This is a genomic window from Chitinophaga oryziterrae (genome assembly GCF_009758125.1).
GTDB classification, from domain to species: Bacteria; Bacteroidota; Bacteroidia; order Chitinophagales; family Chitinophagaceae; genus Chitinophaga; species Chitinophaga oryziterrae.
On record NZ_WRXO01000010.1, the window covers coordinates 172,587 to 189,895 of the forward strand.

The window sequence follows — 17,309 nt, forward strand, 5'->3', positions numbered from 1 at the left end:
AATACATTCTCTACTTCACAGTAAGTTTATTATTCACTTTTGTGGCCTTGGCATTTTCTGCCGTTTTCAGGATCTTCTTAACATCGGCTTTCTTTGCATTCCCTTCCAGGGTAGCTTCGCCATTCACAACTGTTACAGTTACCTCTGTAAACCCATCCGCTTTATAAGCAGAATCCAGGGTATTCTTCAGTATATCATCAGGGCTCAGTGCCGCTGCAGGAGGTGGTGGTGGCTGAACTGCAGCCTGTACCATTACATTGTTGGTCACTGATTTCACACCGGCTACACTCTTCACAGATTCCTCTGCAGCAGTCTTAGCTGCATCATCAGAAACCTCTCCGCTTAAAATAACTACTCCCCCTTTTACTTCAGCAGTAATACCAGGAGTACCCGATAATTTTTCATTAACGCCCTGTTGAATAGTAGTGTCGCTGGGTTGGCAGGAAAATAGGCCCACCGCGATAAATAGCAAGCCCGCCATCAATAATGATCTTTTTTTCATAGTCAAAAGTTTAATTGAGATTTACAAATAACATGCTAGAATGAAGATTATTGCACATAATTAATTGTTAATCAATCAAAACAGTTGAAATATTCAACCATTATCTGCAAATCCGGGGTACAAGGTCATGCCCCCATCAATGAACATGGTTATACCATTTACATAATCACTCTCATCGCTGGCCAGCCACACCGCTGCCTTGCCAATATCATCTGCCTCCCCTATTCTGCCATAAGGAATCAGCTCTAATAATTTTTTCTCATCCTCAGGAGTATCCCATGCGTCTTTATTAATCCGCGTCCTGATTGCCCCCGGAGCCAGGCTGTTCACCCTTATCTTAAGTGGCGCCAGCTCCTGCGCCATAGACTGCATCAATAATTTCACGCCGCCCTTACTGGCTGCATAGTTCACATGCCCCGCCCAGGGAATCACTTCATGCACACTACTCATGCAGATAATCTTCCCTGCGGCCTTAGAACGTTCCGGTATCACACCCCTGCGTTTAAACTCACGCGCGGCTTCCCGCGCGCAAAGGAACTGCCCGGTAAGATTAGTACTGATCACGGCATTCCATTGTTCCAGTGTCATATCTAAAAAAGGGGCATCCTGTTGAATGCCTGCATTCGTCACCACAATATCTACAGTTCCAAACTGGGAAAGAATCTCCGCAAACATCTTCATCACATCCCCTTCCTCACTAATATTACACTGGTGAATCACCCCATTGGCACCGGCATTTTTAACCTTCTCCAACACCTCTTCCGCACCTGTAAGACTCTTATCACTGTGATAGTTGATAATCACTGTGGCACCGGCTTCCGCGAATGCAACTGCGATGCCCGCTCCTATGCCGCTACTGCTGCCGGTGACCAGTGCTATCTGTCCTTCCAGTTGTTTTCCCATAGAGATATTTACAGTTAATGTTCAAAAAGCATACCTGTGAAAATGAAAAAGGAGAAAAGCTATAACGCCCTTCTCCTTTTTATAAGCTGATGAGAAATATACTAATTCAATACATTCTTCTCCTTCACTGTTTCCAGTCCTTTTGTCTCCTTCATATTATTATATCCACCCTCTACATTACGCAGATTATGAATGCCTTCCCTCTTCAGCATTGAGCAGGCAATAATACTACGATATCCACCCTGGCAATGTACGTACAGGTTATGATGATCATCAAAATCTGCCATCGTACCAGGATCCACCATATCACTTAAAGTAAGATTGATCGCATCTTTAATATGCCCGTCGGCATACTCTGCGGGTTTACGCACATCCAGTACTATCAGGTTCGGATCATGCGGAAGATCCATCGCCAGTTCATCCGGTTCTACCGTAATGATCATATCGATCTTTTCCCCTGCAGCAACCCATCCTTCATAACCACCTTTCAGGTAACCAGCCACATGATCAAAACCAACACGCGCTAAACGAACGATGGTCTCTTCTTCCTTTCCGGCTTCTGTTACAAGAATAATTTCCTGATCGAATGGTAACAGGCTACCGGCCCATTCCGCAAAACGGCCTTCCAGGCCAATACTCAGAGAACTGGGTACAAAACCCTCAGCAAATGTTGTTGCAGGACGGGTATCCAGTACCAGCGTTCCTTCTTTGATCTTCTTTTTAAAATCAGCTACGGATAATGCTACATTACTCTTTTCCATTACGGCTTTGAGTGTATCATATCCTTCCTGGTTTATTTTAGCATTGATAGGGAAATAAGAAGGAGGCGTACTGAGACCATCCGTTACTTCAGAGATAAACTGTGCTTTATCAGTAGCCAGCAAAGCATAGTTAGTGCTTTTCTCTTCTGCCAGGGTACTGGAAGTATTGGGACCCAGGTTTTTACCACAGGCAGAACCAGGACCATGTGCCGGATAAACAGTTACATTGTCCGGCAAAGTTTTGATCCTGGTATTTAAGGAATCGAACAGCATACCGGCCAGTTCTTCTTTGGTATGGTTACCGCTGAAAAGGTCCGGACGGCCAACATCACCAACAAAGAGCGTATCTCCTGTAAATAAGCTGGCGGGAATTCCGTTTTCATCATATAATAAATAACAGGTAGATTCCATGGTATGCCCTGGTGTATGTAATACTTCCAGGGTCAGTTTACCTATAGTGAACTTCTCTCCGTCTTTGGCAGGATAGATCGGGAAACTGGTAACAGCTTCCGGCCCGAATACAATAGGAGCTTTTGTAACAGCAGCAAGATCAAGGTGACCTGATACAAAGTCTGCATGAAAATGTGTTTCGAAGATGTACTTAATGGTAGCGTTCCGTTCTTTGGCAAGGTCAAGATAAGCTTCGATATCTCTCAGTGGATCTATCACAATAGCTTCTCCTTCTGACTCTATAAAGTAGGCAGCTTCTGATAAGCAATTCGTATAAAGTTGCTTGACGAACATCGGTTTTTGATTTCGTGCAAAATTACGAATTAATCAGCGGACGAATGTATGGGAGAAGTCATAATATGATACGACTTTTAACGTCAAAATTACACACACGTACAAACACGAGTCCTGTTATTATATATAACGGGAAATATGCAGGTAATAAAATACTACTCAATTGAGTAGTATAATTTACATTAATTGTAACCTTGGCAAATCAAAAATTGGAGCCTAACCAAAAGCAAAAATCCCTCAGTTAGGCCCGAATAATTTCTTTGTACTCAGATGACCAGTCATCCAAAACCAGATTTAGCCTACCAGCTCTTCCACAAATTTGGCAACTTCAGCTATACGTTGTTTGTTGATCGTATAGTGAATGAACTTACCATCTCTTTCTGTGATTACAATGCCGGCACGACGCAGAATAGCCAGGTGCTGTGATGCAACCGACTGCTCCAGACGCAGCTTAACGTAGATTTCAGTAACTGTCATTTTTTTGTGATCTTCCAGCAACTTAATCATTTGCTGGCGCAGCTTATGGTTTATTGCACGCAATACCATCGCAGCCTTCTTAACAGCAATGTAATCCAATTTAATTTGGTCTTTTTCATTGGTACCTCTAGAAATAATAAGAGTATTAGAAGAGGTAGTTAATAATGTTTTTTCCATCGCATAATAGTTTTTAAAGTAATGATGAAATGAAAGGGATCAACGGACAGTAAACCCACAAATTGTTAGAAAACAATAACCGGGTATCGATTTATACAAAAATATAATATTAGTCGTAATAAAAAAAACTTCTATACCTTATTTTTTAATATATAGATGGCCATTACGTGCCAATTAAATGTAATTTGACAGTTCTATGACATAATTATGTAATTGGTTCGAAAAAATCCCTATTTTTTGGGAGTAGAATGGAAGGGTTTGAGGTAAAAAGGACTGAAATATGCCACATCAGCGAAGTCCTGACGGTCAAAAGCTGCATTAGAAAGTAATGACAAATGAGCTGCGCTCATCTCATAGGGTACAAATAAGGCGTTTTGATGACCATTTAGTAGTATTTGCCATTTTCCACTGCCATCACCAAAGAAATACGTTTTTTGATGATCCAGCTGCGCCGCAAAAGCATCAGGAGTAAGAATGAGCGCCTGCGGTGCGATTACAGTTGACAGATCTGCATTATATATGGCCGTATACACTTCCATACGGCGTGCATCCAGCATCGGGCAATAGAAAGCTGCATTATCCTTTAATTGCATATACAATCCCTGAGCCATCATCTGTAAAGTAGAAATAGCTATCAACGGCTTATTCCAGGCATAACACAACCCTTTGGCTGTGGCCACGCCTACACGTAAACCGGTATAAGAACCAGGGCCTGCGCTTACAGCGATTGCATCCAGCTGCGCAGGAGTGACCCCCTGCGTTCTCATGATCTCCTGAACAAACGGGACCATCGTGGCGGCATGGTCCTTTTGCTGGTCGTTGACCAGGGTCTGTAAAGGCTGCCCGTCTTTAGAAAGACAAACAGAACCAATTTTCGCAGCAGTATCTATGTTGAGTATTAAAGACAATCTATTTTACATTTGATGTTTGCGCCTCTCTGATTAACAGCGGGCTTACCTTATATCTTTCACTTCGGGTGGCAGCATATACAGATGATAAAACATCACATACATGCTTTATGCCTATCCTTTCACACCACTCAAACGGTCCCAGCGGGTAGTTGGTCCCCAGCCGCATGGCCGTATTAATGTCCGGTCTGGAAGCGATCCCCTCCTCAGCAGCCATGTATGCTTCATTAATGATCATACATACTACACGGGGCGTGACCATTCCCACATTATCTTTCACCACTTCATACTGCCAGCCCAGTTGCCCCATGATCTCCTGTAATACCGGCAATTGCTCCTCATCTATTACAGAGACCTCCGTCACCGGCATTTCAATAAACCCCGGCAGCCAGTTGCATCCTATCAGGTTAAACCCCTGACTGAACGCATAGTTACCCATTACAGCCCCAAGAGACGTCTTTACGATGCCTGCCAGCACCGGTACTGCCGGGAACCTGGCGTACAGTGTTGCATGCTCCTGGTGATCATCAAAGACCAGGTCTATCACCAGCTGATAATCTGCCAGTGAATCAATCCTGTCCGGCGTGCTTACCTGCTCCACCTGATGCCCGTTTAAACCGCCTTTCAGCAGCAGGGCTGTATAATGTTGCGCATCTCCTATTACCAGGACCTTCATGAGCAAAATTTTCGCAAACCTATTAATTAATAACTAATAATGCTGAATTAAAAATTCCCTGTAATTTTACAACTATGGAAAAACAGATCATCAATACTACAAATGCTCCTGCTCCTATTGGTCCTTATAATCAGGCCATTAAAGCAGGTAATATGTTGTTTGTTTCCGGACAGATCGCTCTTCACGCAGAAACAAACCAACTGATGCTGGAAGATATTATCACTGAAACACACCAGGTAATGCACAATCTGAAAAACATCCTGGTCGCTGCCGGTATGGACTTTAGTGATGTATTAAAGACCACCATCTTTATTACAGATATGAAGAACTTCTCGCAGATCAATGAAGTATATGGTAAGTACTTCAGCGGCTACTTCCCTGCCAGGGAAACCGTAGAAGTATCCGGTTTGCCCAAAGGCGTAAACGTAGAGATATCAGTGATCGCATGTAAATAAAATATTAAAGCCAGGACGATGATCGTCCTGGCCTTACATTTATTTCTTTTTGCCAAACAGACTGGCTGCCAGCTGTGCATCGTGCCCATACACATCATCCCTGAAATTCAATCTGCCCTGGTCATCCACAAATGCCGTAAAATATCCAATAAACACCGGCACCTTTTCTTTTAAAGACACAACATTCTCCTTCCCGCTATTCATTGCATCCACTATCTTTTTCTTTGTCCAGGAAGGATCTTTGCGTAACAACCATTCTGCCAGGTGCTGGGGTTCGGCTATCCTGATACAACCATGACTGAAAGTACGTTTGTTCTCTCCGAACAATCCTTTGGAAGGCGTATCATGCAGGTAGATATTGTACTCATTGGGGAAAAGGAATTTCACCTTACCCAATGCATTCGCTCCACCCGGCTTCTGCCGGATAATGTAAGGGAAACTGGTCCCGCTATACTTGTTCCAGTTGATAGAGCCTATACTTACAGGCTGCCCGGAATTAGTCACAACTTCCATATTCTGACGGGCCAGATATCCTGGATTACGCTTCACAGCAGGTATCACCTCATGAGCTATAATTGAAGGGGGAACATTCCAGTAAGGACTAAACACTATAAACTTCATCTGGTTGCTGAAGATAACAGTGTTAGTACCAGGCTTGCCCACTACTACATTACAGCTCCAGTCTACCTTGTAATCATCATATACGTAAAGCTTAAATGCAGGAATATTCACAAGCAGGTATTCTGCCGGCAATGAAGCAGGCACCCAGCGCAAACGCTCCATATTGACCATCACCTGCTCAATACGTTTACGTGGAGATATGTTCAGCGCGTTCAGTAAAGGTTGCTGGATTGTACCATCTATTTTTAAACCGGTACAATGCTGGAAACTGCGGATAGCGCTGTCCAGCAGGGGCGTAAATACAGGGGAAGCATCCGCAGCAGGAAGATCTCCCAATAAATGCAGACGCTCTTTTACAGCAACAATGATATCCGCAGAATCATTCTCTTTATATATTTTCTGTGTAGCTTTTAAAGAGTCCCAGGGCATTTTTGAAAGGGCATCCAGTTGGTGCAGTTTACCGCGTAACAATTTGTATTGGATGTTTACTGGTTCTTCAAACGTATTCGCAGGCCTGCTGACCATAGAATCCAGTAAACTCTGCATATTTATTTTCTTACGGGGAATAAACCATTCCAGGTCTTTTGCATTATCGGAAGTCATGCCGCCCCATACTTTACTGCCATAGGCGAAGAATTGAGCTGTTAACTGTAGCTCTGCCTGCGGGATGGATTTATCGCCGGGTTTCAGTTTATCACCTTCCAGCATCAGCGTATCATTCAGTTCACGTAATGGTTTGCTGATGATCCCTGTATCATTCAGGCCATATGCCGCGTCGGTCTTCATGAGGTTAATGAAGTTGCCAGCTTGCTCTGTCAGTTTCCCATCGCCGTCAATCCAGGCATAGTGGTAATCACGTTCACGGTAGAAATCGCGGATATATCCTGCATAGGCAGTATCCTTTTGCAGGAAGTTGTTGACGACATTGCTATCCAGTTTCTGATCAATGTATTCCTGTTGGGTATAATTGGAGGTATCCCTTCCCATATGTGACCCTTTCTTTCCTCCTGAACGGCAGGCAGCCAGCAAAACTACGAACAACAACAATTTACGTACGGACATATGCGTGATCTCATTTTTATGAACCTCGTAAAAATATACTAAAATATTGAAGGAGTTGAGAGAGGCTGTTGCGTCACAAATAACTGATGCTGGTATGCCGGTAAAAACAGAAACGCTTAACGTTCGATGACGTTAAGCGTTTCTGTTTAAAACAATATCTTATAATTTAATTTCTTCTTCGTTGGCGTCGAAAAAGCGATATTCAGTAAGGTGGTAATTAGAATCTGCCTTTACCTTAACCCATTTCTTATACTGGAAATACCATTTCCATTGGCGGGAGGTTAAGAATCCTTTGGCTAGGAAAGCATAAAATATAGGATGAACTCTGATGGTAAGTCCTTTATGCTGATGATTTATCAGGTATTGAAGGTTCTTTTCAACCTCATCTATAATTAATACGGAGGCGCCTATTTTTCCGGTACCATGGCAGGTTGGGCAATCTTCCGCCACGGAAATCGTTACTTCTGGTTTAACACGCTGGCGCGTTATCTGCATCAGCCCGAACTTTGAGATCGGCAGAATAGTATGTTTGGCTCTGTCTTGCGCCATGAATTTCTCCATAGCTTCGTACACTACCTTTTTGTTCTCAGGCAGCTTCATATCAATGAAGTCAATGATAATAATGCCCCCAAGATCACGCAACCGGAGTTGGCGTGCTATTTCTCCCGCAGCTTCCAGGTTGGAGGCAAGCGCATTTTGCTCCTGATTGTTACTGGAGCTTTTATAACCACTGTTTACGTCTATGACGTGCAGGGCTTCCGTGGCTTCTATGATCAGGTATACGCCGCTGTCGAGGTTCACTGTTTTACCAAATGAAGCCTTCACCTGCCGGGTAATCCCGTAGTGATCAAAGATAGGAGCGCCATTATGATAATGATGAACGATGTCCTGTTTCTCCGGGGCTATCTTACCGATATAAGCCCTGGTATCAGTGTACATGTTCTTATCGTTAATGACGATACGGTTAAAGCTCTCGTTCAGGAGATCTCTTAATATGCTGGTGGTTTTGGCCTGTTCGCTCAGCACCTTTTGCGGAGGTGTTCCGCCGCGCAGGTTCGCCTGAATGTTTTTCCAGGTTTCAACCAGGGTAGTAAGGTCCTCGTGCAGTTCTGCGGTTTTCTTTCCTTCTGCGGCCGTACGCACAATAACACCGAAGTTCGGTGTCTTGATCGCTTCCACTATCTTTTGCAGTCGTTTTCTTTCTTCGGAAGAGTGTATCTTTTTAGATACAGCTACAATGTCATTAAAGGGTGTTAACACAATAAACCTTCCGGGTAATGAAATTTCGCAACTAAGACGCGGGCCTTTTGAAGAGATCGGTTCCTTTAGTATTTGCACCAGAATGTTAGGCTTACCGCCCAGCACATCTGTAATCTTACCGGTTTTAACAATTTCCGGTTCATTCTTAAACTTTGTAAAATCAAAACCCTCTGGGGTTTTGTCGGTAATAGCCTGCTGGGTAAATTTAAGTATGGAGCGTATGTAAGGGCTTAGATCTGTATAATGCAAAAAAGCATCCTTTTCAAAGCCAACATCCACAAACGCTGCATTGAGGCCCGGAATGAGTTTTTTCACTCTCCCCAGGTATAAATCCCCTACCGAGAAATTGGGATTGCCACTTTCGTGATGCAATTCGACCAGTTTCTTATCTTCCAGCAACGCTATTTCCACACCAGTAGGTGCCGCATTTATAATAAGTTCCTTGTTCAAGCGTCCAAAATTTTAACCATTATAACTTCACCTTAGTGTTATGCACAGCTATTTAATAACAGCTTACTGCATACCAGATTACACCTAACAATATGTCAGTATACGTGATGATGGATTGCTTAAGGGTTCAGCGATCTGCAGGTAATATCCGGAATACTAAGCGGGATTTGTGGAAAAACCTGCATGACTTCAGCAATTTAAGAATAATCGCTAAAATCATGCAGGATATATCAAAATTTTTGTCCGATCACCGCGCCGCAAATAAAACCTGGTTAGTATAAATGGCGGGAAACAGGAGAAAACTATTTTTTACCTTTCTTATGCCGGTTCTTTCTCAATCGTTTTTTACGTTTATGAGTGGCAATCTTATGTCTTTTTCTTTTCTTACCGCAAGGCATACGCTAAAACGTTTTTAAATGTTTAAAAAATGAAATATTATCTAATACTTTTAATATAGTTGTCAATTTCCGCTTTCAGACCCGGATCTTTCAGCAGTTTTTTACATTGCTCAAATATCTCAATGGCCTTCCTGGTATCTCCTTTACTACGGTAGGCTTCAGCCAGTACAAACATTGCTTTCGCTTCGTCAGGATGTTTCTGCAAAAGCGTTTCCAGCCTTTCGATAGCTTTGTCATACTGACCGGATTGAATAGCCAGATTTGCCAATGTTAATTGAGCTTCAATATTATCAGGATTAGCTGCCACCACATCCCTGAGTTTTTGAACACCCACCATAGGCTCGCCGGTATTCATATACAGCAGCGCCTGTTTTATTTTCAGAGAATCATTTGCAGGGCTAAGTTGTATAGCCCGATCGAGCAAGGTAATAGCCTGTTGGCTCTCCCATTTCATAACTGCAGGATCCTGTGCGTGTTCCAGGTGTTCTAAAAATAAATTGGCTGCAAAGGTGAGACTTTTTTCGGAATTTTCCAACTTGGCTGCTTCGCCAAGATAATAGGCAGCTACGGGAAGTTGGTTTAGACTATCCCAGGTGACATACAATTCTTTGTAAGCGGCTATTTGCTGATTTTTTACATCACCCCGCACAACCTTGTTTTCCAACGTAGTGATAGAAAGTAATTTTCCTGCGGGAACTTTTTGCTTGGCTGCCGCCAGCAATTCGTTGAAGGCAATAGGTTTTTCCTCCTGACCACTATGCATGTGAGTGTCAGTTGGCATCGCTTTTTTGTCCGAATGTGGTATGGTGCGGCCAAAGGCTACCAATACTATAAGTAATGCCGCAGCGGCACCTACCAGGAGAACTTGTTTTTTCTGCACGCCTATAAGATTAGGCTGCGAAATTAAGAACTTTTAAGCTTCTTTACTTCCGCAACGAATTCTTTTGACGGTTTGAACGCCGGAATAAAGTGCTCAGGAATCTCAACTGCAACATTTTTCTTAATGTTACGGCCGATCTTCGCAGCCCTTTTCTTGGTAATAAAGCTACCGAAACCACGTATGTAGATGTGCTCGCCATTAGCCAACGCTTCCTTGACCTCCTTAAACATGGCCTCTAGTGTTACTAACACGTCTACTTTAGGTATGCCGGTTTTTTCAGCAATATTGTTAATTAAGTCAGCTTTTCTCATAATTGAAGCGAAGGATTACTTGTCCCAAAATTATCTATTTTTTTTTAATTGCTGAATTTTAAGCAAATAAATTTTATCTTTTTTTCTTATACCTTACTTTTTCTTAATATTTCCCAATGCAAGTCATTAACTATGAACCTCTAGGTAAAATGTTGGGCAATGGTGAGGAAAAAAGATTTTTATGCTTTTGACCACTACATGTTCATTTTTATAGGTATGACAGGCAAATTTTCACTAAACCACTCATTAACGAATATACAAAAAATAATATTCATTTCACCTTTTTTTTCTGCACTTAAGGGGGAAATATGTGTCCTAAATAGCTGAAACAGGTGATCAAATGCTACTTTAATATAACGCATATCTTGCTATATTCGTCTATTTTTCAATAACTTCAGATATAAAACTGCTCATTTAAGTAACATAGAAATATACCTTTAACTGCTTCAAAACATGACTATATCGGCTTCTGAACAGGTTTATCTTACGTTTATCCTCCGTCTTTTAACGTAGGATAAACGTAAGATAAACCTGTTTCACTCCTGTTTTATTCCTGTTTTGAACCAATTCACACAGGTAATTCTCCCTCTCTCCTTCAACACTTGTCCTGTTTATCCCCTCACAAACATATATTTGCATTAAAATTCCAAGCCGCTCCTTCACAGGATCGTCCCGTTTATAAAAAATGAAGCAATTCTTTACCCCCGCTCTTCTTGAATGGAACCAAAATGAGAATTCCCGCTCCATGCCCTGGAAAGGTGAAAAAGACCCCTACCGGATATGGCTGTCTGAAATTATCCTCCAGCAAACACGCGTTGAGCAGGGTTGGGCATATTATGAAAACTTCATACAGGCCTATCCTACCGTGAAGGACCTGGCCGCCGCTCCGGAAGAAGCGGTCTTCCGTCTCTGGCAGGGACTGGGTTATTACGCCCGCTGCAAAAACATGCTGGCCGCTGCCCGGCAGATTGTGGATCAGTTCCATGGTCACTTCCCCAATACGTACGATGCTATACAATCGCTGAAAGGCGTAGGACCATACACCGCTGCCGCTATAGCATCATTTGCCTTCAACCTGCCACATGCAGTATTAGACGGTAACGTTTTCCGCGTACTGTCCAGGTACTTCGATATAGATACCCCCATAGACAGCACCACCGGTAAAAAACAATTCACCGCACTGGCCCAGGAACTCCTGCCACATGCTCAGTCGGCAGCCTATAACCAGAGCATCATGGACTTTGGAGCGGTGATATGCAAGCCACAGCAACCGGCCTGCTCCATCTGCCCCCTGTCTAAAAAATGTAAAGCATTACAACTCAACCTCGTTGGCCTGCTACCGGTAAAAACAAAGAAGCTCGTTATCAAAAAGAGATACTTCTACTACCTGGTATTGCAGTACAAAGACAACATCTACATACGCAAACGCACCGAAAATGATATCTGGCAAAACCTGCACGAATTCATTTTAATAGAAACACCGCAACCTGCAGATATTCCCACATTACAGGCAATGCCCGTGTTTAAAAGCACGTTTGTTGATATGAGTTACAACATAAATGGGACTTCAGCTGCATTTAAGCAGCAGCTTACACACCAAACAATTTACAGTCAATTCATCTTCATGTCAGTTACAAAACAACCGGAGATGCCCGGCTACATTGCTGTTCCACGTACACAGCTGGACGGTTTCGCATTTCCAAAAACAATTACAGACTTTCTGAAAAAAAGGGAGCTGAGCCTGTTTTGACCCGGGATTCCAGGTGGGGTCAATTGCTCTTAACTTGCTGCGGCAAGGTATTTGAAGCTAAAAGTATGCCCTAAAATTTTCCCTGCCGATTGGAAAAAAATATTAACTTTAAGAAGGTAGTTTATTTAAGAAGAAGTATATTTTCAATAGTTTAAAATCAATAGATTAAAACCTGCAACAATGAGAGGTGTTAATAAAGTAATCCTGATTGGCAATTTGGGTAGAGATCCGGATGTACAATTTTTAGAAGGTAATATTGCAGTAGCTAAGTTCTCACTTGCTACCACAGAAACATTCAAAGACAGAGCCGGAAAACTGATATCCCAAACAGAATGGCACACAGTAGTATTGTGGAGAGGACTGGCAGAACTGGCGCAAAAGTACCTGCACAAAGGTAGCCTGGTATATATTGAAGGCCGTTTACGTACCCGCAGCTGGGAAGATAAGGAAGGAAATAAAAAATTTGCTACCGAAGTGGTCGGTGATAACCTTGTTATGTTGGACAAACGGATGGATCTCAATAACTCTGAAAGCGCTATCCATCACAGTAACACCGGTAGCTCCACAGGAGACAATTTTCCCAATATGGAGATTCCACCCCAAATGAACGACGCAGCGGACGACCTACCCTTTTAACTATCCAAATAAAATATTAATTCTTTTTAATTGATAATCCTGTAATGGGACATTACTTATATTTGCATATAGGGAAAGTTATTCAATTTAATACCTGAATTTCTTTCCCTTTTTTTGGAACCTGCTTTGTAGTGTAAAGACTCAGGTTTAATATTTATCACGTCAAAGTCGTACAATTTGGACATCTATCCGGCAAGCATTCTATTTGGTAAGCTTACCCTGTTACAAGCCGCAGCGCCGATTGCCACCCCCAATGTGGCAATTTACCTCCTTGTAATATTTATATTACTATTACTGGCATTTATCGTGTCCGGAGCAGAAGTCGCCTTCTTCTCCCTCAACTATAAAGACCTCAATGCCCTTAAAACAAGGCAAAATACCAGCGGAAAGCTGATTACCAAACTGTTGGAAAAACCGCGCTCCCTGCTGGCTTCCCTCCAGATAGCAGGTATCCTCCTGTCCCTGGCATTTATACTGGTCACCAACTATCTGATCACCCAGATGGAAGACCTCCAGACCCTGCCCGTAGTATCCTTTGTAGTACGTATCGCGATCATCACCTTCGTACTCCTCTTCTTCGCACAGGTACTTCCCCGCGTATGGGCTGCCCAGAATAACATTCGCTTCGCTACCTACTTCGCCTGGTTCGTCAGCATTATACATGCTACCCTCGAACCGGTAAGCGACTTCTACGTAAGCGTCAGCGAAAACATAGAAGCCAAATTCTTCCACAGAGGCAGCGGCGCTGTCAACTACCAGGAAATAGACGAAGCCATCGAAATGAGCGTAGACCCCACCGCTTCCCAGGAAGAAAAGAATATCCTCAAAGGAATCCTCAAATTCGGCAATATCACCGTAAAACAAATCATGCACACCCGCCTGGATGTGTCTGGTATTGAATATGACGATACTTTCCCCACCGTGGTAAAACATGTGGCAGATCTTCATTATTCCCGTTTACCGGTGTATAAAGGTAACCTCGACAACATCGTAGGCGTTATCCATACTAAAGATCTCCTTCCTCACCTCGATAAAGGCAATGCCTTCGACTGGCACACCGTTATGCGGCAGCCATTCTTTGTACATGGCCATAAACTGATTGAAGACCTGCTCTCCGAATTCCAGACAAGACGTATGCACTTTGCCGTAGTCGTGGACGAATTCGGCGGTACTTCCGGTATCGTTACCCTGGAAGATATCGTGGAAGAAGTAATAGGCGATATCAAAGACGAGTTCGATGAAGAAGAATTCAACTACAGCAAAGTGGACAACTCCACCTATGTATTTGAAGGTAAAACTATGCTCAACGACGTTTGCCGTATTATGAACATTCCTCCCGATACCTTCGAAGTGGTAAAAGGAGAAAGCGACTCTATCGGCGGTCTGATCCTGGAACTGGCGGGTAAATTCCCCGAAGAAAACAGCGTGATCAGCCTCGAAAAATACGATTTCACCGTACTGGAAGTAAGCAAAATGCGTATTCAGAAAGTACAGGTGAGCATCCGGCAGAATGCAGAAGAGGAATAAAATAATAACCAGCCTGTAATGAAATTCAAAGGGAACAAGAACAGCCTTATACTGCCTGCTTATAGCTGGTTGCTTACCATTCTATTATTTACAACTGCCTGCGAACAGACATTCACTCCTAAACCACGCGGATACTTTGAAATAAAGTTCCCGAAACGGGAATACCAGGTCTTTGATAAACCAGGATATCCCTACACTTTCGAATATCCCGTGTACGCAACTATCGTGAAGGATAGCCTCTTCTTTGGTGAAAAAACCGAAAACCCTTACTGGATAAATGTGGAATTCCCCTCTCTGAACGGGAAAATATACATGAGCTATAAGGAAATAGGGAAAGGAGAGAATAACTTCCAGCAGCTGATCAACGATGCATTCAAAATGACCTATAAACACACTTATAAGGCTGAATACATCAATGAAAATGTAATCGCTACCCCCAATAATGTACACGGACTTTTCTACGATGTAGGAGGTAATGCGGCTTCTGCCAAACAATTCTTCGCTACCGACTCTGTCCGTCATTTCCTCCGTGGTGCTCTTTATTTCGATGCTGCTCCCAATGCAGACTCCCTGGCACCGGTGAATCAGTTCCTGCAAAAAGACCTGTTACACCTTGTTGAGACCTTAAAATGGAGATAACAGGTAAGATTGTTGTAAATTTGCCGGTATTGGAATAGGTGTGAATATAGATGCTAACTAACAATGATCATAATAGACGATAAATACATCAGCGATGAATTGATCGAAGAACAATTCGTTTGCAACCTGGGCGCCTGCAAAGGGGCCTGTTGTGTAGCCGGTGATTGTGGGGCTCCACTGGAAAAAGAGGAAGTGAAAATCCTCAAAAAGATCTACCCGAAAATAACTTCCTACCTGCGACCGGATGGTATTGCAGAAATAGAAAAAACCGGTACCAATACCATCGATGATGAATATGGCTACGTAACACCCATCGTTAATAAAGGGATCTGTGCCTATGCTACAATAGACGATCATGGGATTGTGGGTTGCGGTATAGAAAAAGCATACAACGACGGAGTAGTGGATTTCAAAAAACCCATCTCCTGCCACCTATACCCCATCCGGGTAAAGAAATACGAAGCTTTTGAAGCGCTGAATTACGATCGCTGGGACGTTTGTAAACCTGCCTGTAAAAACGGGAAAGCTTTACGTGTACCAGTATACCGTTTCCTGCGCGATGCGATTACCCGTAAATACGGTAAAGATTTCTATGAAGTGCTGGACAAAATAGCACTGAAGAAATACAAAGCAGAGTAGGTTTACCACCCTGATGCTATCCCTGCAATTCCCTATCTTTACTAACAGTTGTTTAGCAAAGCCACTAAACCGGAAACCGGTATGGGTTTTGCAATTCGGAACCACGAATTCAATTACGTATGCATCAGAACGCATCCACTTTTTTGGCAGACAGCGAAAAGAAAGTGGCCGATATCGGCCACCGGAATACTATTAATCATAACATCGGTAAATATAATACCGCTGTTAAAGCCGGTAAACTACAGTTTGCCGACATGCAGACTGCGCGCGAACGAGCCAAAAATATCAAGTGGAGAGCCCTGGAACATCTCGATAAACACCTGGAAGACTTTGAATCCAATTTCACACGCCGCGGCGGAAAAGTAATATGGGCAGAGAACGCACAACAGGTCCTGGAAGAAATCCTGGCCATCTGTGAAGCCAAACAATGTAAAAGCATTGTGAAAAGTAAGTCCATGGCTACCGAAGAAGTACATCTCAACAGCTTCCTCGCCAAACATGGTATCGAATGCGTGGAAACTGACCTCGGAGAATACATACAACAACTCGACGGCGAACCTCCTTATCATATCGTTACACCGGCCATGCATAAAAGCAAGGAAGATGTGGCCCGCCTGTTTGCTGAAAAGCTGGGTACTCCTCCCAACCTTACGCCACAACAACTGACACAGGTTGCACGTGAAAAACTGCGTCAGAAATACCTGGATGCGGAAATCGGTATCACCGGTGCTAACTTCATCCTGGCTGATATTGGCGCTGTTGCGGTTACAGAAAATGAAGGGAATGCGCGCCTTAGTACTGCCTTTCCTAAAACACATATCGTCCTCGTAGGCATAGAAAAGATGCTGCCGTCTATTAATGATCTGGCACTCTTCTGGCCTCTCCTGGCTACTTATGGTACCGGGCAGCAGGTAACGGTGTACAATTCTATTTTCAGCGGACCAAGACAGGAAGGAGAAGTGGATGGTCCGGAAGAAATGTATGTGATCCTGATGGATAACGGACGTACTAACATCCTGAAAGATACAGAGATGCGTGAAAGCCTGTACTGCATTCGTTGCGGTGCCTGCCTGAATGCCTGCCCTGTTTATAAAAATATCGGCGGTCACACTTATGGTACTACGTATAGTGGCCCTATTGGCTCCGTGATTACGCCTCACTTGCAGGGAATGGAAGAGAATATGCATCTCAGTTATGCTTCTTCCCTCTGTGGTAACTGTACGGAAGTATGCCCCGTACGCATTAATATCCACGAATTACTGCTCAATAACCGCCATAAAGCAGTGGAAGATAACCTCACTTCAGGTGGTGAAAAAATGTCCTGGTTTGGTTGGAAACAGGCAAGCCTGAGCCGCCGTATGATGAACCTTGTAGGCGGGAACACTAAGAATTTCTTTATGAAGAAGTTTTTTGCTGATGCCTGGGGAGATAACAGGGAACTACCCGTTTTTGCTCCTAAATCATTCAACCAGATGTGGAAAGACCGAAAAAAATAGTATCTTTTTATTTTAACCCTATCTTTTAACATTAAAC

At 43.2% G+C, this 17,309-nt stretch carries 17 protein-coding genes; 7 read left to right on the forward strand and 10 right to left on the reverse strand.

Going from position 1 to position 17,309, the window contains the following annotated elements; genetic code table 11:
- Positions 1–10: 10 nt before the first annotated feature.
- The 6 genes from GO495_RS26520 to GO495_RS26545 form a co-directional block, all read right to left on the reverse strand.
- Positions 11–502: a BON domain-containing protein gene (locus GO495_RS26520; protein WP_157302976.1), complete on the reverse strand. Its 492-nt coding sequence runs from the start codon at positions 500–502 to the stop codon at positions 11–13.
- Between the two features lie 93 nt (positions 503–595).
- Positions 596–1,405, reverse strand: a complete 810-nt coding sequence (locus tag GO495_RS26525; protein WP_157302977.1) for an SDR family oxidoreductase — start codon at positions 1,403–1,405, stop codon at positions 596–598.
- Positions 1,406–1,506: 101 nt separating this feature from the next.
- Positions 1,507–2,910: an MBL fold metallo-hydrolase gene (locus GO495_RS26530; protein WP_157302978.1), complete on the reverse strand. Its 1,404-nt coding sequence runs from the start codon at positions 2,908–2,910 to the stop codon at positions 1,507–1,509.
- Between the two features lie 294 nt (positions 2,911–3,204).
- Positions 3,205–3,564: an ArsR/SmtB family transcription factor gene (locus GO495_RS26535; protein WP_012788619.1), complete on the reverse strand. Its 360-nt coding sequence runs from the start codon at positions 3,562–3,564 to the stop codon at positions 3,205–3,207.
- A gap of 230 nt (positions 3,565–3,794) precedes the next feature.
- A complete protein-coding gene (gene tsaB, locus GO495_RS26540; protein WP_157302979.1) occupies positions 3,795–4,472 on the reverse strand; it encodes a tRNA (adenosine(37)-N6)-threonylcarbamoyltransferase complex dimerization subunit type 1 TsaB in 678 nt (225 codons plus the stop codon).
- A gap of 1 nt (position 4,473) precedes the next feature.
- Positions 4,474–5,148, reverse strand: a complete 675-nt coding sequence (locus GO495_RS26545; RefSeq protein ID WP_157302980.1) for a 3-hydroxyacyl-CoA dehydrogenase family protein — start codon at positions 5,146–5,148, stop codon at positions 4,474–4,476.
- A gap of 74 nt (positions 5,149–5,222) precedes the next feature.
- On the opposite strand from GO495_RS26545, the gene GO495_RS26550 reads away from it, so the two are divergent.
- Positions 5,223–5,603, forward strand: a complete 381-nt coding sequence (locus tag GO495_RS26550; protein WP_157302981.1) for a RidA family protein — start codon at positions 5,223–5,225, stop codon at positions 5,601–5,603.
- A gap of 39 nt (positions 5,604–5,642) precedes the next feature.
- On the opposite strand, the gene GO495_RS26555 is transcribed toward GO495_RS26550, so the two are convergent.
- The 4 genes from GO495_RS26555 to GO495_RS26570 all read right to left on the reverse strand — a co-directional run bounded on the left by GO495_RS26555 (position 5,643) and on the right by GO495_RS26570 (position 10,585).
- Positions 5,643–7,286 carry a L,D-transpeptidase family protein gene (locus GO495_RS26555; RefSeq protein ID WP_157302982.1) on the reverse strand — a complete coding sequence of 548 codons (1,644 nt, stop codon included), beginning with the start codon at positions 7,284–7,286 and terminating at the stop codon, positions 5,643–5,645.
- Between the two features lie 159 nt (positions 7,287–7,445).
- Entirely contained in the window at positions 7,446–8,996 is a 1,551-nt protein-coding gene (locus tag GO495_RS26560; protein WP_089781908.1) for an Rne/Rng family ribonuclease, read from the reverse strand.
- 435 nt (positions 8,997–9,431) lie between these two features.
- Positions 9,432–10,274, reverse strand: coding sequence for a tetratricopeptide repeat protein (locus GO495_RS32560; RefSeq protein WP_157302983.1), 843 nt, complete (start codon positions 10,272–10,274; stop codon positions 9,432–9,434).
- Positions 10,275–10,297: 23 nt separating this feature from the next.
- Entirely contained in the window at positions 10,298–10,585 is a 288-nt protein-coding gene (locus GO495_RS26570; protein ID WP_073084475.1) for an HU family DNA-binding protein, read from the reverse strand.
- A 685-nt stretch (positions 10,586–11,270) separates the two neighbouring features.
- On the opposite strand from GO495_RS26570, the gene mutY reads away from it, so the two are divergent.
- From mutY to GO495_RS26600, 6 genes are all read left to right on the forward strand, one after another.
- Positions 11,271–12,335, forward strand: coding sequence for an A/G-specific adenine glycosylase (mutY, locus tag GO495_RS26575; protein WP_157302984.1), 1,065 nt, complete (start codon positions 11,271–11,273; stop codon positions 12,333–12,335).
- Between the two features lie 180 nt (positions 12,336–12,515).
- Positions 12,516–12,971: a single-stranded DNA-binding protein gene (locus GO495_RS26580; protein WP_089781904.1), complete on the forward strand. Its 456-nt coding sequence runs from the start codon at positions 12,516–12,518 to the stop codon at positions 12,969–12,971.
- A 177-nt stretch (positions 12,972–13,148) separates the two neighbouring features.
- Positions 13,149–14,498 (forward strand): gliding motility-associated protein GldE, encoded by a 1,350-nt coding sequence (gldE, locus tag GO495_RS26585; protein ID WP_157302985.1) that lies wholly within the window; start codon positions 13,149–13,151, stop codon positions 14,496–14,498.
- Positions 14,499–14,516: 18 nt separating this feature from the next.
- Positions 14,517–15,137 (forward strand): gliding motility lipoprotein GldD, encoded by a 621-nt coding sequence (gene gldD, locus GO495_RS26590; RefSeq protein WP_157302986.1) that lies wholly within the window; start codon positions 14,517–14,519, stop codon positions 15,135–15,137.
- Positions 15,138–15,200: 63 nt separating this feature from the next.
- Positions 15,201–15,776 (forward strand): DUF3109 family protein, encoded by a 576-nt coding sequence (locus GO495_RS26595; RefSeq protein WP_157302987.1) that lies wholly within the window; start codon positions 15,201–15,203, stop codon positions 15,774–15,776.
- Between the two features lie 119 nt (positions 15,777–15,895).
- Positions 15,896–17,272 carry a LutB/LldF family L-lactate oxidation iron-sulfur protein gene (locus tag GO495_RS26600; RefSeq protein WP_157302988.1) on the forward strand — a complete coding sequence of 459 codons (1,377 nt, stop codon included), beginning with the start codon at positions 15,896–15,898 and terminating at the stop codon, positions 17,270–17,272.
- The last annotated feature ends 37 nt before the right edge of the window (positions 17,273–17,309 follow it).